At 44.8% G+C, this 19460-nt stretch carries 19 protein-coding genes and 2 riboswitches; of the genes, 11 read left to right on the forward strand and 8 right to left on the reverse strand.

Annotation, left to right across the window (positions count from 1 at the left end; translation table 11 throughout):
* The first annotated feature begins 43 nt into the window (after nucleotides 1-43).
* Nucleotides 44-892 (forward strand): LysR family transcriptional regulator, encoded by an 849-nt coding sequence (locus BFJ94_RS21035; RefSeq protein WP_120464389.1) that lies wholly within the window; start codon nucleotides 44-46, stop codon nucleotides 890-892.
* Between the two features lie 149 nt (nucleotides 893-1041).
* Here the strand turns inward: BFJ94_RS21035 and BFJ94_RS21040 are convergent, their stop codons facing one another.
* From BFJ94_RS21040 to BFJ94_RS21050, 3 genes are all read right to left on the reverse strand, one after another.
* Nucleotides 1042-1905 (reverse strand): IS3 family transposase, encoded by an 864-nt coding sequence (locus BFJ94_RS21040; RefSeq protein WP_240431932.1) that lies wholly within the window; start codon nucleotides 1903-1905, stop codon nucleotides 1042-1044.
* Between the two features lie 11 nt (nucleotides 1906-1916).
* A complete protein-coding gene (locus BFJ94_RS21045) occupies nucleotides 1917-2234 on the reverse strand; it encodes an LA_3659 family protein (RefSeq protein WP_120464390.1) in 318 nt (105 codons plus the stop codon).
* A gap of 251 nt (nucleotides 2235-2485) precedes the next feature.
* Complete coding sequence (locus BFJ94_RS21050) at nucleotides 2486-3601, reverse strand: DUF4261 domain-containing protein (protein ID WP_188831518.1); 1116 nt, start codon at nucleotides 3599-3601, stop codon at nucleotides 2486-2488.
* Nucleotides 3602-3926: 325 nt separating this feature from the next.
* Here BFJ94_RS21050 and BFJ94_RS21055 point away from each other — a divergent pair, with 325 nt between their 5' ends.
* Nucleotides 3927-5585 (forward strand): ParB N-terminal domain-containing protein, encoded by a 1659-nt coding sequence (locus BFJ94_RS21055; protein ID WP_162944360.1) that lies wholly within the window; start codon nucleotides 3927-3929, stop codon nucleotides 5583-5585.
* Between the two features lies 1 nt (nucleotide 5586).
* Nucleotides 5587-6510, forward strand: a complete 924-nt coding sequence (locus tag BFJ94_RS21060) for a ParB/RepB/Spo0J family partition protein (protein WP_120464393.1) — start codon at nucleotides 5587-5589, stop codon at nucleotides 6508-6510.
* Nucleotides 6511-6588: 78 nt separating this feature from the next.
* On the opposite strand, the gene BFJ94_RS21065 is transcribed toward BFJ94_RS21060, so the two are convergent.
* Nucleotides 6589-7692 (reverse strand): Fic family protein, encoded by a 1104-nt coding sequence (locus tag BFJ94_RS21065; protein WP_120464394.1) that lies wholly within the window; start codon nucleotides 7690-7692, stop codon nucleotides 6589-6591.
* A 221-nt stretch (nucleotides 7693-7913) separates the two neighbouring features.
* Nucleotides 7914-7986, forward strand: a riboswitch (glycine riboswitch).
* Nucleotides 7987-8018: 32 nt separating this feature from the next.
* Nucleotides 8019-8135, forward strand: a riboswitch (glycine riboswitch).
* Between the two features lie 208 nt (nucleotides 8136-8343).
* On the opposite strand from BFJ94_RS21065, the gene BFJ94_RS21070 reads away from it, so the two are divergent.
* The 8 genes from BFJ94_RS21070 (at nucleotide 8344) to BFJ94_RS21100 (ending at nucleotide 14711) form a co-directional block, all read left to right on the forward strand.
* Nucleotides 8344-9735 (forward strand): alanine/glycine:cation symporter family protein, encoded by a 1392-nt coding sequence (locus BFJ94_RS21070; protein ID WP_120464395.1) that lies wholly within the window; start codon nucleotides 8344-8346, stop codon nucleotides 9733-9735.
* A gap of 420 nt (nucleotides 9736-10155) precedes the next feature.
* Nucleotides 10156-11223, forward strand: a complete 1068-nt coding sequence (locus BFJ94_RS21075) for a sensor histidine kinase (RefSeq protein WP_162944361.1) — start codon at nucleotides 10156-10158, stop codon at nucleotides 11221-11223.
* Nucleotides 11220-11627: a response regulator gene (locus BFJ94_RS25655; protein ID WP_205571045.1), complete on the forward strand. Its 408-nt coding sequence runs from the start codon at nucleotides 11220-11222 to the stop codon at nucleotides 11625-11627. The genes BFJ94_RS21075 and BFJ94_RS25655 overlap by 4 nt, the downstream gene beginning before the upstream one ends.
* A gap of 77 nt (nucleotides 11628-11704) precedes the next feature.
* Nucleotides 11705-11971, forward strand: a complete 267-nt coding sequence (locus tag BFJ94_RS26235) for a LytTR family DNA-binding domain-containing protein (RefSeq protein ID WP_369126914.1) — start codon at nucleotides 11705-11707, stop codon at nucleotides 11969-11971.
* Between the two features lie 661 nt (nucleotides 11972-12632).
* Nucleotides 12633-13325 carry an ABC transporter ATP-binding protein gene (locus BFJ94_RS21085; RefSeq protein ID WP_229717201.1) on the forward strand — a complete coding sequence of 231 codons (693 nt, stop codon included), beginning with the start codon at nucleotides 12633-12635 and terminating at the stop codon, nucleotides 13323-13325.
* Nucleotides 13326-13349: 24 nt separating this feature from the next.
* Nucleotides 13350-14051, forward strand: coding sequence for an ABC transporter permease (locus BFJ94_RS21090; protein WP_120464397.1), 702 nt, complete (start codon nucleotides 13350-13352; stop codon nucleotides 14049-14051).
* An 8-nt stretch (nucleotides 14052-14059) separates the two neighbouring features.
* Complete coding sequence (locus BFJ94_RS21095) at nucleotides 14060-14380, forward strand: DUF4097 family beta strand repeat-containing protein (protein ID WP_162944362.1); 321 nt, start codon at nucleotides 14060-14062, stop codon at nucleotides 14378-14380.
* Between the two features lie 103 nt (nucleotides 14381-14483).
* Entirely contained in the window at nucleotides 14484-14711 is a 228-nt protein-coding gene (locus BFJ94_RS21100) for a hypothetical protein (RefSeq protein ID WP_439116399.1), read from the forward strand.
* Nucleotides 14712-14924: 213 nt separating this feature from the next.
* Here BFJ94_RS21100 and BFJ94_RS21105 read toward each other — a convergent pair whose 3' ends face one another.
* From BFJ94_RS21105 to BFJ94_RS21120, 4 genes are read right to left on the reverse strand one after another with little or no spacing between them, the layout of a single operon-like run.
* Complete coding sequence (locus BFJ94_RS21105) at nucleotides 14925-15785, reverse strand: MBL fold metallo-hydrolase (RefSeq protein ID WP_120464400.1); 861 nt, start codon at nucleotides 15783-15785, stop codon at nucleotides 14925-14927.
* Between the two features lie 35 nt (nucleotides 15786-15820).
* Nucleotides 15821-17458: a type 2 periplasmic-binding domain-containing protein gene (locus tag BFJ94_RS21110; RefSeq protein WP_162944363.1), complete on the reverse strand. Its 1638-nt coding sequence runs from the start codon at nucleotides 17456-17458 to the stop codon at nucleotides 15821-15823.
* A gap of 36 nt (nucleotides 17459-17494) precedes the next feature.
* On the reverse strand, nucleotides 17495-18397 hold the full coding sequence (locus BFJ94_RS21115; RefSeq protein ID WP_120464402.1) for a carbohydrate ABC transporter permease: 903 nt from the start codon (nucleotides 18395-18397) through the stop codon (nucleotides 17495-17497).
* Between the two features lie 14 nt (nucleotides 18398-18411).
* On the reverse strand, nucleotides 18412-19371 hold the full coding sequence (locus BFJ94_RS21120) for an ABC transporter permease (protein ID WP_120464403.1): 960 nt from the start codon (nucleotides 19369-19371) through the stop codon (nucleotides 18412-18414).
* Nucleotides 19372-19460: the final 89 nt, after the last annotated feature.

Here is a 19460-nt window from a genome sequence, read left to right on the forward strand (position 1 = left end):
AATTGATATATCAGAAAAAATGATATCTAAGGGGTGAGGTCAGTTGGATATTGAGAATATGAGAGCATTTATTACGGTCGCGGAGCTGGGGAGTATCTCTTCCGCTGCACAGGAGCTGCATCAGCTGCAATCCAATATGACTGCCAAGATCAAGAAGATCGAAAGTGACTTCGGCACGGAGCTTTTCTATAGAAAACCAAGGGGCATGGAGTTGAATGAAGAGGGGAAGAGGCTGTATACCCAATTCAAGAAGATCGTATTGCTATGGGAAGAGACTCGAAGCATGATGAGCCGGGAGAATCCACTGCTGCGGATCGGTCTAATGGTGAGTAAGAATCCGCCCAATTTCAATCATGCGATGGGGCTATTATATGAGAAGTATGGAAATTTACAGGTGACGATCAGGACAGGGAATACACAGAAAATTGAGCATGAGATTGTGAGCGGGATGATCGACCTCGGCTTTTTAGTAGGAAAAACGGATGTCAAGGCGCTCCATTACAAGAAGTACGGCACCGAGAGATTAGTATTGATCGGCAAGCATGTCGATAAACCACTGGATATGATTCTGAAGAGCGAGAACCTGATTATCTCGTCCAGTCAGTGCTACTACAAGAAGGTGTTCGACCAATTGCTGGAGGATTGCCAGATGGAGAGAGCGGATTATGTGGAGATTGCCGCCTTGGAGTCCCTGGTTAGCATGTGCCAGCTTGGCATGGGGGTGAGCTTGATTCCGGAGTCGGATACTGCTGCCTTAGGGATAAGGGAGTATCGAGTGATCGATCATCTTAGCTGTGAGCTGGAGAAATTTATTTGCTATCGGAAGAACTATGCGATTACCGGGATCGAGCAGCAGCTGATGAATATGATAGTAAATTCGATTTCAGCATAAAAATGAAAAAGCCTGCAAACTCCGGGCTGTAGAAAAAGCGCTAGATGGTCCCTCTGACCTCTAACGAAACACCATATCGTTATTTGAGCAAAAATGAGGGAGATTGGAATCTAACGAAACATCTGGACTTCTGTCAAAAAAGTGGACAGTTATGAAGCAGATTTTCTGTTAAACTGTGCAGCAAAGCGAACGGGGGAAAGATAGCCTAAGGCCCCATGGATTCGTTTGCGATTGTAATAAAACTCAATATATTGAAACAAAGCCTGGTAAGCTTGTTTCTTCGTTTTGAAGCGAGCATTGCAATAAATGAGTTCTTTTTTCAAAACACTATGCCAGGACTCGATGCACGCATTGTCATAGCAATTTCCTTTTCGACTCATACTGGATAGCATCTGGTACTTTTTCAACTCTTTTCGGTATTCATGGGAGGTATACTGAGTCCCGCGGTCAGAGTGATGAATCAAGCCCTTCTTAGGACGTTTGGCTTTATAAGCGTCCTGTAAGGCTCCCAGCACCAGACTCGTTTCCATGTGGTTGTCTAAACGCCATCCTACAATCTCTCGAGTGCATAGATCCATAACACTCGCAAGATATAATCGCCCCTCCCGGCAAGGAATATACGTGATATCGGTTACCCAAACCGTGTTGGGTTGGGATACGTTAAATTGCTGATTCAGATGATTAGGTTCAATCGGATGGTCATGGTCAGAATCTGTAGTTCGCACGCGAAACTTCCTAGATACCACGGAGCGTAACTTCATTTCACGCATATACACACTCACCGTTCGTTCCGCAATGGGGTGCCCTTCCTGATGCAGAAGATGGGTGATTTTAGGGCTGCCATAACGCTTTTCATGGTCATGGAAATGGTACTGAATACGATCCATCACAGCCTTCTTCCGAAGCGCCTGCTCGCTGGGTTTCTTGATTCTCCATTTGTAATAACCGCTCCGGGAAACCTGAAGGACTTTGCACATCTTCACCAAAGAGAACTCGGAGCGATGTTCTTCAATAAATTGAAATCTTAGTTCTTTGGTTTGCTGAAGATGTGCACTGCTTTTTTTACGATGGCTAGTTCTTCTTCGACATCTGCAATCTTTTGCTCTTTTTCCTGGAGTTGACGGCTCATTTCATTCAATTGGGCTTCCAACTCTCGTACCCGATCTGCACGGGCTGCCGGTTCGTTCTTTAATTCCCGATACTGGCTCATCCATTGGTGTAAGGTACTTCGAGGAATATTCAATTCCTCCGCCAGATCGGCTACCGTTTTGGTTTGTTCTTGAATGAACCTTACCGTTTGTTTCTTGAACTCTTCGTTATAACGTTGTCTCTGTTCTCCCATGTGGACACCTCCGTTGGTCTCATTATCTCCAGTCTGTTAACTGGTGTCCACTTTTTATTCTAGCAGCAATCATATCGCTATTTTGATGAAATCTACGGTTTAAGGCAGAAAAATGCCCCAATAGCGATACCTGGTTTCATTACATTTTAGCGCAAGCACGGTTTCGCGTTCTACGAAGCTATGCATTGATCAACAACCTGCAGATTTGCAGACTTTTCCTCAATAATATAGGTGATTTACGCAGTATGGTATCAGAACTGAATCTTCAGGCTCTCGCCGTCAACCATAACGCCCGCGGAGCGGGTAATCGGCAGCTTCTGCTCTTCGGAGAATCCGATCGTTTCTCCATCGCGCAAAGTAACATCATATTCGAGCACATAACCGGTAATATCAATCAGGAAGTCGCGCAGCTCAGCAGGGCTGGCCTGACTGTCGATGATCTCGATCTCTTCCTTGCCAAAGGCCCTCAGCCCGTAGGTATATGCACCCACTCCATTCTCCGTCCTGGCCAGTCCATAGTACACTAGATTCAGTAGCGGAAATGCATTGTCCTCCTTCATCAGCTCGGCCAGTTCCACATACATTTCAGGTTGGAATACGGTGCCTGAAGTATAGATTCCGACCGCATTAGGCAGCTTCAGGCAGCTGGAGGCCAGCTTCGTGAACATCTTGCCGCTCTCCTGTGGCGTACCGGAGCGGGTGAATACAGCCAATATAATCTGCGCTACATGGGTTCGGGTTACTTCAACAGCTTCCTTCCACATGTAATTTGCCTCGGCGAAATGCTCCGCCTCGCCATCCGGTATAGGCGCATCAACGAAGCTTGCCGCTAACATGAAGCCTTCCGACTCAAAGACAAGAATCCCATCCTTCTCATCCTCCGCCGGAGGCGGGCAGGTGATGCCCCAGTCCTGCTGTAGATTGGCCTTGATCTGGTTCAGATCACATTCCGATGAATCGAGCAGAATGAATCCATTGAAGATGCCAGGCGATTTCTCTCCGTCTTCTTCATCTTCATCATCCTCGGCTTGCTGCGCCTCAAGAGCGGCTGCCTGCTTCATCCAATACTCGCGGATCATTTCTACCATGTCAATCGCATCCTGCTCCGCAGTCGACGGATCATAAGGCTGCATTTCACTGAAAATATGGCCGCAATGCTCGGTATCCTCCGGGTCCTCATACCCCCCGCAGACACCGAGTAGCCACTTGCTCAGCATCGTTTTTTTATACTTGAATATGTAATAATGCATTTCATGCAGATCAAATTCACCTGCAATCTCAATCTTGCCCGGCTTTCGCCCTAGCTCATTCTCATGTTCCAGCCACTCGATCATGGACTGCATGGCTGCTTGCTGCTGAATCGTCATCAATTTCTCTCCTTTAAATAAAGTAACTTCCTAATATCTTCCTGATAATTGTATATTACTGAGCGCAAGAATGATAGGCAATACTACTTCTCAACTAATCACATTAACCAGACTTGAGCATTTGATCTCATACTAGCCTTATTTGCGGTAATCGACAGTCCTTACAGGGGTAGTGCGAGGATAATTACGATTGAACGGTTGAATGAAGTGTTAGTGCATATTCCGGGTATTTTTGTTGGATAATAGGAACCTTTGACGAATGCGAGATTTCTTGAATTTTATTATATATAATCAAGACAATTTTGATGTAGAGGGAGGTAATTATTTGAATGGGGAATTGGAAAACAAATCAAGAATGGAGGGAGTAGTGGAGACTTACAAGAAAAAAGTGTTATGGACAGCACATGACTTTTTAAATCTAAGAATTATGTATTACGATAGATGGCTACATGAGGACCTTGTACAGCAAGGATATTTAGGCCTTATTGAAGCATATATGAAATACAATTCTAATAAGGGGCCTTTCTGGCAGTATGCACGTAAATTCGTAAAAGGGAAGATGGTGGATTTCACCGTAAAGTATTTCAACTATATAATCCCGAGTAAAAAAGTGAATGAAATAATGCTTAAAATCAAAAGACAAGACTTAATGCGTTATTCCCCAAAGTATATATCAAATTTATTAGGATGCACTGAGAAACAAGCTGCTGAAGCTATGCATTTCATTATAATTAAAAGAACATTGTACTTGTTTGATTCGTGTAATAACAATAATGAGCAGCAAGAAAAAAGTTATGTAATAGATACATTAATCTTGGAAAACGATCAGAAAGATATCACATCTAATAATGAACTATCTGTTTTGGATAGAAAAGTTGCACAAATGTTTATCGATGATTATAGCAGAGAGAATATTTTAGAATACTGTGGTATTACTGCAACACAGCTAAAAGCCTCCATTGATCGAATTCTTGAGTGGTGTGAAATAGATGAACAAAAAATTCAAAACAGAAATGAGGATTTGCTATTGAAACTTTCAAACTTGGAAGGAGATAACAGAGACGAAAAAAGCGCAGAAGAAAAAAACTTAGAGTGGGTAAATATAGATTTAATTAGTGCAAGCCCCAGGAATCCGAGAAAAGATCTCTCTATAAATATAGAAAATATGCAAGAAACATTGATTACAAAAGGGTTTGAGGAACCATTAACCTGTTACAGAATGGGAGAGTATTTTGTTTTATTAGCTGGGCATCGGAGATGGTATGCGGCAAAGAAAATGGGTTCAGCAAAACTACCGGTTTTTATTGTGAAAAGGCCAGAAAATTCGGCAGAAGAGAAGGATAGACTAGGTTCTTTACAAAGTGCCCAAGTAGAATGGACACCTTATGAAATTGCTAAGAACACATATGATCGGTGGGTTTATGCTGGAGGAATCGCATATCGTGATCTGAGCAAGAAAATGGGTGTCCCTACCGGTAAAATTGAGTCGAGGATCCGCGTGTATAAATACTATCCAAGAAAAGAGATTGAAGAGAAACTGGCAAACGGAATGTATTCGATAACTATGTTGGACTATATTCAAAAATGGATCAAACGGTTATGTCAGTGTCATCCTACTTTCTTGGAGTCTATTGGGGAAGAGTTTATTAGACAGCAAATGTTAACGAAGTATGAAAATAGGTGTTTTAATAGCTCGATAGCTAATGATAGGAATTTTGTATACAATGCTACATCAGAAGAAATTTTCTCATTTATTTCAGATACAAATAAAACTCTACGTCAAGCGGAATTAGAAATGACTATGAATCAATTGAAGCGGAAAAGAGATATTAATAAAATCCATTCAATGTTAGATAAGTCCATGAGTTTCATTAAAAAAATTGAATGGATTGATCGAAATGAGGCTCAACAACTTCTTGATGAAACGAATACCTTACTTGTCAAAATATCAAAAAGAAAGAATGACCTTCTAGGGGGGAATTAACATGAGTTTTATTCCACAAATAATAATTGCAGAAATAGATTATATTAAACCTAACCCTCGTAATCCACGCACAAATTATGCTACAAAAACTGAAGATATGCAGCGAATAATTAAAGAAAAAGGATGGGAAGTGCCAATAACCTGCTACAAAAGTGATGAATTTTATACTATATTATCGGGTCATCGCAGGTGGTACGCGGCAAAGCAGTTATCTTTCAAGGAGATTCCTGTATACTTGGTAGAGGCGCCAAAATCTATAGAGGAAGAGCAAGAAAGACTTGGTTCAATACAAGGCGGAAAATCAGATTGGAGCGTTTATGAGTGGGCTAAGCATACCTATGAAATGTGGATTGATTGGGATAAATGTTCTTTTCAGCAATTAGCGCTTAAGTTAAATAAGAGTACCTCATTTGTTTCAACTAGAGTACAGGTTTTCCGATATTTCCCTCACTCGGAAATTGGCGAGCATCTGATGAATGGTAAATTCTCTATTTCTGTCTTATTTAATTTAATGAAATGGTTAGAGAGTCTAGCTCGTCTAAAACCTGAAATAGTAGAACAATATAAGTTGGATGTTGTGAGAAGTACAATGCTTCAAAAAATAGAAAAAAAACTAGTAGGAATTTTAGATTTAAAGACAGATACTTTTATCCGTGAGGCAAACGACGAGCAAATAAAAAAATTCTTGAAGAATCCTGATGCAAAACTAGAATTAAGCGAGTACAGTAAGAAGTATCGAGGAAAGAGTAAAGTGCGAACTTATATAGAAGAAATAAAAAATCTAGGTGTTATCTTCGAACAAGTGAATTTCTTAGAATTTAAAGAAGATAATAACAAATTAATGAAAGAAGTTGATGTTTGTCTTCTTACAATACAGGAACTAAAAAATGATCTTGAGAGATATATTACTAGCGACATAGTCTAATCTCTTGTGCACATAAAATAAAGGACCTCAATTTTTATGAATATTTCTAAAAGGAGGTCCTTTTCCTACCTAAATCCGCTATCTCAATTTATCCAACAGATTGTAGTAATAATAAGTTTTGGATCTTTGCTTGCCATCTGAGAATATAATCTTGTTCTCCTCCAGGACGGACAAATACCTTCTACAGGTTGCTTCAGATATTTCTGCTGTGGATGAGATCGTGTGAACGGTAAAGATCGGTTTCTGAAAAATAGCGTCGATTAGCTTTTTTATGCCACTGCTGTTGATCAGCGATTGAGCTACGTCCAGATCATGGTCATATAATTGGTTGACCTCGTTAATTAGATTAATATTCTTGTTGGCCTGTAGAATGATGGCTTCAAGGAAGAATAGAACCCACTGATTCCAATCCCCTTTGTATCTAGTATCATTAAGATAGCGATAATATTTGTGCTTATCTCGTTCCAAAGCCTCACTTAAGAAAAAGTTCGGGTAGTCAATCACGTTCTTACTGTACAAGTACAAAGGAATCAGTATTCGACCAATTCTGCCGTTCCCATCAAGGAATGGATGGATAGTCTCAAACTGAGCGTGTATAATTGCGATCCTCACGAGTTCATCAAGCTGGTCTTGCGGATCATTAATATAGATTTCAAGATTGTTCATATAATCATCGACCAGTTGGGGTTGTGGGGGGACATAAGTTGCGGTCTCTATGGTGCAACCCTCAGGGCCGATGGAATTCTGAATGGTTCTATAATCCCCGGGAGAACGATTACTGCCACGCACATGATTAGACATGAGGGTGGTGTGCAGCGCCTTGAATAATCGGGTTGAGATCGGGAGAATAGATAATTTATCCATCCCGTCCCGCAGCGCATGGTAATAGTTAAGGACTTCTTGTATATCCTTATTATTTTTTCTACTATGGGCTTCAACTTCGAGGACTTCGTCCAAGGTGACTTGAGTACCCTCAATCTTAGTGGATTGCACGGCTTCATTTAGCATTACCGGATTTAATAACAGATGTGAAGGCAACTTTGTATTCTGGAGTAACACTTGATATTGAGCGACTTTTTTATTAGCCTCAATCAACTCGTGCAAGAACATAAGCTGGTCAAGGCGATCACTACTGAGTGGTAAAGACTCAGGCGTAAACGGAATTTGTTGTTTTTGAGCCATTTACTTTCCTCTCTTTCAAAGGGATACTACATTATATTAGTTACATTTTAACCGAAATATGATCGTAAATACACATAATCTAATAATAGTGTACATAAATAATGAAATTTGATCATAATAGGATAACCTTCTTAAAAGCAAATTTCCCCCAATCCAACAAAAATCCTTGTCAAATCGGCGCAGGAATTCTATAATGGGTAGCAACTTAAATTGCATACTGGATGAAGTTTACGGGAGACAAGCGGGTAGGCTTGGCCGAAGGGGCATTAAACTCTCAGGCGCTGTAGAGAAGGGGTAACACCCGGACTTGAAGCAGGACCGTAAGCGGACAGGACTCTGGAGAGACTCCGTAGATGGAGCACCGAAGGGGCAATACGCGCGCAGCAGCAAGTTAGCGAATGAGCCGCGTTAAAACTCTCAGGTAAAAGGACAGGGATTGCAGGATCGATCTTCGCGTTTTTGCGTCATAGATGCCGGATATTCACGGCGGAGGCGGAGCGGATATGTGTTTATTTTCACATTAATCCTCTCATTCACCTTTATATTGGCGTACCGGAAATCTGCAATAACGTCCCCAGAGTCAAATCCATCGGATTTGGCTCTTTTTCATGTCATCTAGGAGCATGCAAACATCATGAGGGGGAGAAACAAATGCAAGTATTACAGCTAATCAACGAATGGGTGTGGGGGGCGCCTCTACTCATCTTATTAGTAGGAACGGGAATATGGCTGACCTTACGGCTCGGACTGCTGCAGGTGATCCGTCTGCCGCTCGCCTTGAAGCTGGTGTTCAAGGCCAAGAATGAAGGGGAGGGCGATGTGACGAGCTTCGGCGCATTAGCTACCGCACTTGCCGCGACCGTCGGTACAGGGAATATCGTCGGGGTGGCGACAGCGATTCAAGTAGGGGGTCCCGGAGCGTTATTCTGGATGTGGATGGCTGCGTTCTTCGGGATGGCAACGAAGTATGCCGAAGGCGTATTAGCTGTCAAATACCGGACGACCGATGATAAAGGGCAGGTGTCTGGCGGACCGATGTATTATATCGAGCGGGGCTTAGGGAGTAAGTTCAAGCCGCTGGCTGTGTTTTTTGCGATCAGCGGGGTGCTGGTGGCTCTCTTCGGTATCGGGACCTTCCCGCAGGTGAATGCGATTGTATCTTCGACACAGTCGAGCTGGGGCGTTCCGGCCCTCGTAACGGCGGGGATTATGACGGTGTTAACCGCATTGGTTACCTTGGGTGGGATCAAAAGTATTTCGCGGGTATCGACGAAGGTCGTTCCGGTGATGGCCGTCATTTACTTCATCGCTTCCTTTGTCGTGCTATTCACCTTCATCGATCAAATCCCGCATGCCGTAGCACTGGTGTTCGAGAGTGCCTTCCAGCCGGCGGCAGCAGGTGGGGGCTTCCTCGGTGCTACAGTCATGATGGCTATCCGTAACGGCGTTGCACGCGGGGTATTCTCCAATGAGTCGGGCCTCGGGAGTGCGCCGATCGCTGCTGCGGCTGCCAAGACCAAATGGCCTGCTGAACAGGGGCTCGTATCCATGACGGGTACATTCTTTGACACGATCATTATTTGTACTTTAACTGGTCTTACCTTGATCGTAACCGGAGTATGGCAGGGGGCTGAACGCGGAGCGATGATGACCCAGGCGGCCTTCGATGCTGCGCTCCCTTACGGGTCGGTCATTCTGACGCTATGTCTGATGCTGTTTGCCTTCACGACGATTCTGGGATGGAATTACTACGGTGAGCGCTGTATCACTTACTTATTCGGTGTGAAGTCGATCCTGCCTTACCGGATTGTGTTCATACTGTTGATCGCCTCTGGCGCATTCATTAAGCTGGATGCCATCTGGCTGCTTGCCGATATCGTAAACGGGCTGATGGCACTGCCGAACCTAATCGCTATATTAGGCTTATCTGGGGTTGTGGTGGCAGAGACCCGTCGCTATTTGCAGCACATTAAGGAACAGAAGCATTCAGAGCGTACAGCTTCGAAAATGGCAATCCAGACTGTCCTAGCGAAGGATGAGTAAGGAATTGCGGTGATATAACGTCTGATGTATATTTAAGAGCACCTTCTTTCGGGAAAGTGGGCCTTTGGTTCACTTATACCTGATGTTGGTGCTTTTTGTTTTGTTTGAACGAGACATTTTTGGACTTTCGTTTTGGAGCGGTTTTATCGGCTGGTGGTGCATGTAATGTTCAATCTGATTATGGCAATTCAAATATTGAGCTTCTTTTTTATTTTCAAATCTGTTTCGCGCTACTCATTTTCGATCAGAGAAATGATCGTTTGGTTATCGTTTTTTTTGCTGATTGGCTGGGTCTCTACGTATTTCATCGGGGTCTGGGGGGCAGTTTCGTTATTTGCTTGCTTCATTGGCATTTCCTACTTTAAGAATCATAGACAATTTTCCGCTTTGGGTATTTTTTATGGGGCATATGCCTTAATTATGAATTCGTTTCTGGGCTATTTAGCCGCGATTCCGATCACTTGGCTCGTTCAATTGATTTTCCGGCAGTCGTCAGCCAATATCGAGTACCTTCCATATCTATTTACGGCGATGGCGCCGCCCATTCTCAACGAAATCCTGCTTCGGCTGGTACGTCGCTTTGTCCCGCAGTTGGGCAAACAGCTTATACGAGAATACGGTAAAATCATTTTTGTCCCCGTGATTGTTTTGTTCATCATCATTATTGTTTCGGTATATCCGATTTTGTCCATTAGCAATCAAACGGGGGAGTATAGCCCCTACCATCGAATGATCCTCTTAAGCATGTGGCTGCTGTTTGTTGTTGCTCTGCTGTATATGCAGTTCCAGTATCATCACATCCGGAAGAAGGAACTGGATAGGTCAAGAAGTGATCAGTTGGTGCAGCTTAAGGAGTATGCGGCCCAGTTAGAGAAAATCTATGATGAATTCAGAGGCTTTCGCCATGATTATACGAATATTCTCCTGACGCTAGAGGACGGGATTTACAGAGAGGATTGGGACCAAGTCAGACATGTATTTGAGAATACCGTCAAACCGACCAGGCAGTTCCTGCGGAAGAACGAATACAGCTTCGTTAAATTGAGGAATCTTCATATCTCAGAAGTCAAAAGTATCCTCGCGGCTAAAATCATGCTGGCGCAGCAAATGAACATTGACGTTACCTTGGAAATCGAGGAGCCAGTCCATGTAATCCCGATGGAACTGATTTCTTTTACTCGGATTCTCTCCATATTGCTCGATAATGCGATTGAAGCGGCTGCCACTACGAAAGAGCGCAGACTATGGATTGTATTGCTGGAGGATACTGAAGCGTTGCGGTTGATCATTGAGAATAGCAGTGAAGAACAGATTGATCTGCGAAGTCTAGGGGAGCGGGGATACTCAAACAAAGGCGAAGGGAGAGGCATGGGCTTATTTAATGTGCAGCAAATGTTAAATGATCATAAATATGCTTCACTGGAATCGGAGAGCCATCCTCATGTATTCTCGCAAACCCTTATATTACGGAAGGCTGAACGATCATGAATATATATATTTTGGAGGATAATCTGATCCAGCAGCAACGGCTGGAACGAATCGTCAAGGAGTTATGCCTCAACAATCAAGTCCGTTACCGGAACCTGTTCTCGACAGCCAAACCAGATCATTTATTGGCGCAAATCGAGAACGCTGCCGATCATCAGCTGTATTTTCTGGATCTAGAGATTAAAAACGAGAAGCATACCGGGCTTGAAGTGGCGCAGGGAATCAGGCGAATAGACCCATATGGGACGATTGTTTTTGTCACTACGCATTCGGAGCTGGCGCCCAAGACGTTTGCTTATCGGGTAGCAGCTCTGGATTTTATTGAGAAGGACCTGCCGGAGGCTGAATTTATCCAGAAGGTAGAGGCTTGCTTCTTGCTGATGAACGCAGAACCGTCCCTGTAAGCTCTGACCTGTTTTCTTTTGAGAATAAATACACCAGCTTTCAAATTCCTTTTTCAGAAATTTTATATTTTGAGACGATGGAAATCGCACATAAAATAAGATTGATTGCGAAATCCAGAACGTTCGAATTTTACGCTGAAATGAATGAAATCGCAGAGTATGATGAGCGTCTCTTTCGGTGCCACCGGGCATTTGTCGTCAACCTGGCGAATATCAGATCGATTGATAAGAAGAACAGGATCGTCTTGTTCGACCATGGCCTGAGCTGTTCTGTCTCGAGAAGATTGCAAAAGGAAACGATTGAAAAAATGGAGTCCCTGAGGCAAAGGGAGTTTCCTAACTAACATTACATATGAAGGGGCTGTCCAATAAGCCTCTAAAATAAAAAGTTGGTCGGAGAAACGTCATGTTTTCTGTCCAACTTTTTTGTGGGCCAAAGCCACAATCCCAAACTCCGTATTTATTCGCGTCGGCTTCGATCCTTGTACCATCTATTAAGCTTGCGTGGCGCAAGAGACAAACACGGATGTTCAGGACTCTCCGCTGATCTAGCGGTCACAAATGTCCGTTAGAGCCTGTAAACGACAACTACCCGCCTCTAACGGACACTTTGACCCTTAGAAGCACAAAATGCAATTTTTCACGACAATTTCCCTTGTAATGGACATTATTGTCCGTTACAAGGGCGGGATGCCACAGAATCAACGCTAACGGACATTTATGTCCGTGTCCGAGTGATCTGGCCAGAACAGGGGATGTTCACATCTTTGGGCACGCAAAAGAGGCGTCTTTCAAGTCGGAAGATCCACTTTTGAGACAACCCCTTCTTTTTTTAATGAATACCGTTGATGAAAGTTAAAGGACTGTTGGCGATGTAAGCATCCCAAACGGGAGAGAAAAGCCTTACCCTATGAGTGAAGCAAGAGGCAGGCGTAGATCTTTTCACATCTTATAAGTGGCTTGATCTGGTGCTTCATCTAAACAGGATTAAGGAGAGAAAAGCTGATGGACACAATGATCGAAATTAATCGGTTATCAAAAGCATATAAAGGCGAAGAAATCGTGTCGGATGTTACCATGCATATTGAGAAAGGGGAAATCTACGGTTTCCTCGGGCCGAATGGCGCAGGCAAAACAACCATCATGAAAATGATTCTGAATTTGGTCAAGCCCACGTCAGGCGAAATTCGCATACTCGGGCAGCCTGTATCCCATATGTCTTATCAATACTTGAAGCATATTGGCAGCATCATTGAATATCCGGTTTTTTATGATCGTCTCACAGCGGTTGATAACCTGAAGCTTCATTGCAAATATATGGGGTGTTCAAGCGAGAAACGTATTCCTGAAGTGCTTGGAATTGTTGGTTTAAACGGGGTACAGCATAAAAAAGTGCATGAATTTTCGTTAGGGATGAAGCAGCGATTGGGAATAGCCAGAGCGATCATTACAAACCCGGCTATTCTAATTCTGGACGAGCCGATCAATGGTCTGGACCCTGTCGGGATCAAAGACATCCGGATTCTATTGTTGAAGCTGAAGAATGAGTACGGCATGACCATTCTAGTCTCCAGCCATATTGTGTCAGAGATTGAATCGGTTGCGGATACGATCGGGATTATTAACCAAGGGGAGCTGCTTAAGGAAGTGAAATGTCGGAGATCCGTGAAGAGAGCAATCTTGAGGAATATTTTCTAAAACTGATTCATAGGGGAAACGAGCATGTTTAAACTGATAAAAATCGAATGGAAAAAAAATCAGATAGCAGGATACGGTATCAAAGCCGTGATTAGTATGGTGATTATTTTTGTACTGGTGGCAGGGATGGCATTAATGTCAAATGCCCAGGATGAGCCTATGTTCTACAATTTTGCAGATTTCATGTCGCTTGCGAACATCTTCATCCGCATTACCTTTGTCGTTTTTTCGGGCATTCTGATTTCCAGACTGGTGATTGAAGAATATAAGAGTAAGACGATGCAGCTCTTGTTTACGTATCCCTTACAGCGTAAAAAGATCATCCAGGCCAAGTTAATGATTGTTCTCGGTTTCTGTTTCGCTAGTATTGTCATTTCCACCTTGCTCATTGAAGGAGTGACGGTTTTATTGAATCCGCAGCTTCACTTTTTCGAGGTTCCTGCAACAATGAAAGATTTGTTTGCCATCGTTCCTTCAATCCTGATTGCTTCTGCCATGACAGCCGGATTAAGTCTTATCTCATTGTTCTTCGGCATGCGTAAAAACTCCACTGCAGCTACTATTACGAGTTCAGTCATTATAGGAACGCTGTCCAATGCAATGGTCTCTAATGGCAGCAGCTCCGCCAGTATGTTTCAATTTATCGTCATACCAGCGATTCTTTGTTTGTTCGGATTAGCCGTTGCTTATTTATCGTATCGTAGAATTAATAGAATTGATGTTTAGAGGAGAACATGATGAAGACGAATAAATGGATTTTGATATTCTTGGTAGTTGTAGTAGTAGGAGTACTTGTGATCGGATTGACAGTTGGCTCAGAGAAGCTGGAGATCGTTAAGCAGATACCAGCGGATGAAATTCAAAGCATTGAAATCTTTAATGATTCATGGGATGTTGAAGTGAAGTCATCTACAGACAATCAAGTACACGTTGATATTAAGGGGAAGCAGAAGGATAAAAAGAAGATTCCGGTGGCAGTAACTCATCAAGATCATAAATTAATCATTCAACAGACGAGCCAAATGGGAGGGGCTTTCTCCATCGACATCAAATAGAGGATTAGCGCTGAGGTGTGATAAATGTCATCGGACAAAATAGCTAAAATTTTGAATAATAGGGGGAGATAGCTCTAATGAGAAAAGTCACATAGGAAGGAGCGTGAGATCATTGGCACTGAATCGTGGAGCAGCGGATCAAGACTATATCATTGAGCAGGTGGTCCAATTATTTCAATGCAGGGCTCTTTGGAGCGAGGGTCGTCCATGCCTGGAGTATGATAGTCTAGAGGAACTGGACAGAGTATCTGAATACGTCCGCACCCAGTTCGGTATGGACCTTTTTGATGTGTTCTTCACAGCGGTGGAGAGCCTTCCGCCAGAGGAGTGATTCCTCAGAGGATACATACCTGTCTCTAACGAAACTGTGGAGCGCTATTGTGCGAAAAACAAGGGCCATTTGATTCTAATGAAACTACATATCGTTATTTGAGCCAAATACGGACTAAAGTACGGTAAATTGGCATGATAGCGATACCCTGTTTCATTAGAAATCAAAACGGCCCTTTTTGGTGTAAATAGCGATGCTACGTTTCGTTAGAGTCTACTCGATCTCCAGTCCATCCCAAGTGACAGTAATCGGGCAAGGGAAGTCCTGCTTGGCGAACCAGTCTGTCAGCTCGGCATGCGTCGAAGTGTAATGGTTGATGTGGGTCAGGTAAATCCGCGACCCTGCATGCAGCGTTCCTTGCGCCAGCAATTCGCGGAACAGCTCCATACAGCTGAAGGCATCCAGATGCCCATCCGGATGGAGCCCGCGCCCCTCAGTTAGGCCGAAGGTGCACTCGCTGATCAGCACATCCAGCGCCGCGCCCTCCAACGCCTTGAACGTATCCGGTAAATACCAGCCTGTATCAACGCCATAGTAATACTTCTTCCCATCGGCCATTTGCAGCAGATAGTTGGCGCAGTTCTCGCCCATATTGCCGATATGGTTGCCGCGCAGCGGCGTGACCGTCATGCCAGCGATCTCCGCAGGCTCATTGAACTCCAGCTTGTGAAAGGCGATGATACCGCGCTTCTCCAAATCCGCAGTCATGCCCTTGATGATCGGGCGGCTCTGCCGATAGAAATCGACGACCTCATAGGCCTGGTCGGTGAAATAATAATGCAGCGGCTCCGCCTGGCGCTCGATCGCCATATTGCGGACGTTCATCATCATGTGATTCAAATGATCTTCATGAGTATGCGTGACCAGCACTTGCCGCAGCTTGGTGAAGTCCCCATATTCAATCGCCTGCTGGAAGGAATCCGCACTCAGATCGATGCATACCTGCTCATTAATCCGGAACATCGAACGGCGCCGTATCTCCACGCCACCTGTTCGCCGGGCGTTGTCGCATACCGGACAGGAGCAGAAGGGATTCGGAATCCCCTCCGCCGCACTCGTACCATAAAATCTCATGTTGAATTTCCCCTTCCCATCATCAGAGGATAAAATTATTGCTGATTCCAGCGGTCATAGGCTGCTTGGTAAATCGCAAGATATTTATCCAAATGCATTTTATTTAGCGTACTCACATAATTATCCCACTCATCCAGCGATTTGGCACCTGTAATGAACTTGACGACCTGCTCTTCGGTGTAGGCTTCGATATCTGTTGCATAAGTGCTCAATTGGATGTTCTCATCTTCGGAGAAATTCGGAATCATCAGCTTCTCGTCCGGAACGAGATAAGGGCGAACCACGTCCTTGTTAGCGATCATCTCTGGCAGGACGGCTGCGCTCTGATCGACCTTCTGCGTAACACGCTGCGGAATTTGTCCACCTTGGAAAATAGTATAATCCGACAGCGCCTCATCCACAGTAAGCCCATTAGGGTTATTCGCATATTCATCCTTCAGCTTATAGAAGCCGTCGCTATCAATCGTGTAGGTGACGCCTTCAATGCCGAGACGAGCCATCGCGGTTCCTTCCTCGCTGAGGAAATAATCGGCCCAGCGGAGCGTAGCTGCCGGATTCGTATTTTTGCTAGTGATGACGAACGAGCCGATATCCCGAACCTTAGGACTGACGTTCGCCCAATAGATGTCGCCCTCGACCGCCCGCATGACGGGGTTTTGCACATAATCACTGCGGTTGTTTCCCATCCAGAGGTTGTTATTGCCCTTTGCTACATAGCCGATGCGTGCCTCATCCACCTTGGCTACGACCTGATTCATATCTTGGGAGAATATCTCTTTGTCGATCAAGCCCTCTTCCCAGAGCTTATTGAAATAGCTCAGCATATCCTTGAATTTCTCATCTGTAGCGATATACCGGACCTTGCTGTTATCATCAACATCCATATAAGGCGCGATCATGCCTGAATTCCCGCCAAATCCCCAGCTTCCATAGAAAGATCTGAAGAACTCATTGCCGTTGCTAGCCTTCTCTTTATAGCCGGAGAGCGGAATTTCGTCCGCCTTTTGGTTGCCGTTCGGATCCTGCTCCTTGAACGCCTTCAGCACCTGGTAGAATTCATCCATCGTCGTCGGCATCTCAAGTCCCAGCTTGTCCAGCCACTTCTTGTTAATCCAGGAGGAGGCAATCCGTCCATCGGCCTCGCTTATATTCGGGAGCGAGTAGATATGACCATCGGCGGAGGTGATCGATTTGCGAATCCCTTCATCCGCTTCCATCAGTGCCGATAAATTCGGTGCATATCCGGCCTCGATCAGCTCATCGAGCGGAATAATCTGGCCAGCCGCGGCATAAGAAGCGATTTGTTGGGAAGACAGCCCGGCCCGCATGACGAAGTCAGGCAGATCATTGGAGGCGAACAGAAGATTTCTGCGCTCTTCAAAGGCATTCTGCGGCACGCAATCCCAGTCGATGATGACATTGGATTTGGATTCATAGTCTTTCAGCCCTTTATGCTCATTCCAATCGGTAACGAGCTCATATTTGGCGACCAGCCCTTGAAGGTGAACGGGCTGATCGGCGATCGGCATCCCGCTCTTCGTAATATTGGCTGCGGCTTTCGTGTCATTAGCTGCGGTGCCTTCATTCCCTTTGCTAGCCGTTCCGCAGGCGCTTAATGTAAGGAGTGAGGCAATTTGTACCAGCGTGATCAGCAAGACTAGTCTCTTTTTCATAATCGTAAGCATCTCCCTTTTGATATAGTTGGCTATTTAACCCTTCAGAGCTCCGATCATCATGCCTTTGACGAAGTATTTCTGAAGGAAAGGATACAGCATCAGAATCGGTACGCTTGAGACGATAATTACAGCGTATTTAACGCCCTCGGCCACGAGGAATTTACTCGTATCCATCTCAATGGAGTCCATCATGACATTATCCGATTGGTTCATCACGAGGATTTCCCGGAGGAATAGCTGTAATGGATAGAGAGTACGGTCCTTGAGATAAATCATCGCTTCGAAATAAGAGTTCCAATGATAGACGGCATAGAACAGGACGAGCACGGCCATAATCGGTGCGCAGAGCGGCAACACAATGGAGAAGAAGGCGCGTATGTTACTGCATCCGTCGATATAGGCGGATTCGTAAATCTGCTCGTCGATGGTCGTCTCCAGAAAAGTGCGAGCCACGATCATATTGTAGACATTGATCGCTGTCGGCAGGATCAGGGCCCACATGGAGTTATACATGCCCAGATTGCGAACCAGCAGGTACATCGGCACGATACCCCCGCTGAAGAACATCGTGATGGTGAAGAAGATCATGCAGGATCGGCGCCAAGGGAAATTCCGCCGCGACAGGGGGTAAGCCCCCATCATGGTCAGTGAGATATTGACGGCCGTCCCGAGCACCGTATACAGAATCGTATTGCGGTACCCGATCCAGATTTCATGATTCATGAATACTCGTTGGTAGGCCTCCAGATTGAACCCTTTTGGAATCAGACCGATATTCCCGGAAATGACCAGCTTGGGATCGCTGAATGAGGCACTGACTACATAGAGGAGCGGATATAGAATAGCCAGCACCAGAATCCCGATCAAAATATAAGTTATAGTCAGGAATAAGCGATCCCCATGAGACTCCCTGATTCGCTGTGAAGCTGCTTCCATGGTTGTCCCTCCTTCTAGAACAGACTGCTGCTGCTATAGCGCTTGGCTATCTTGTTGGCGGCTAACAGCAGGACGATGTTAATAACGTTGTTGAAGAGCCCCACGGCGGTAGAGAATCCGTAATCCATATTGATTAGACCCGTCTTATATGCGTAGGTAGATATAACCTCAGATGCTTCGATATTCAGACTGTTCTGCATGAGGAGAATGCGTTCGTAGCTCAGGGTCATCATTTTCCCCATCTGCAGAATGAATTGAATAACGATTGTAGGCATAATGCAGGGCAGATTCACGTGAATGATTCGCTTGAACCGGCTCGCCCCGTCGATTTGTGCGGATTCATGCAGCTGTGGGTCAACCCCGGATAAAGCCGCGATGAAGATGATGGAATTCCATCCGCTATTGCGCCATACATCGGAGCCTACATAGACCCCGGAGAAATAGCTAGGAGAGGTCAGGAAGGGAATTGGCGCGATCCCGAGCATCTCCAGAATGTTATTGATATAACCGTTCTCTCCGGCAAGGAATAGATTAATGATGCCGACGAAGACAACGGTTGAGATGAAATAGGGTGCATAGGTGATCGTCTGGAACGTCTTCTTCAGCCGCTCCCGTCGGATCTCGTTGAACATGAGCGCGAGAATGATCGGAATCGGGAAGCTGATGCAGGTCTTAAGCAGATTAATGACCAGGGTGTTCTTCAAAATGCGGGTGAATTGGAATGATCCAAACAGCCGCTCGAAATTATCCGCTCCGATCCAGGGGCTCGCCGTGATCCCAAGGGCTGGATTGAAGCGTTTAAAAGCAAGCTGTACCCCATACATCGGACCGTAGCAGAAGATAAGGAAATAGAGGATGACGGGAATGATGAAGATCAGATAATCCCAATTGTTCCGCATCCTCAATCTTTTACTGCGGCTTCTGCGAGCGGGTTCGATGTATGAAGCAGATGCAGCCTTGGCCTTTGCAGGCATAGGATAAGCCTCCTTAGCAGATCAAATGGTGTAATTTTTTCTTGTGTATCAAAACCGAGACCGGCGCCGGAATCGCGTTTCTATGGCCT

The sequence above is a fragment of the Paenibacillus aceti genome (assembly GCF_003614185.1).
Taxonomy (GTDB): domain Bacteria; phylum Bacillota; class Bacilli; order Paenibacillales; family Paenibacillaceae; genus Fontibacillus; species Fontibacillus aceti.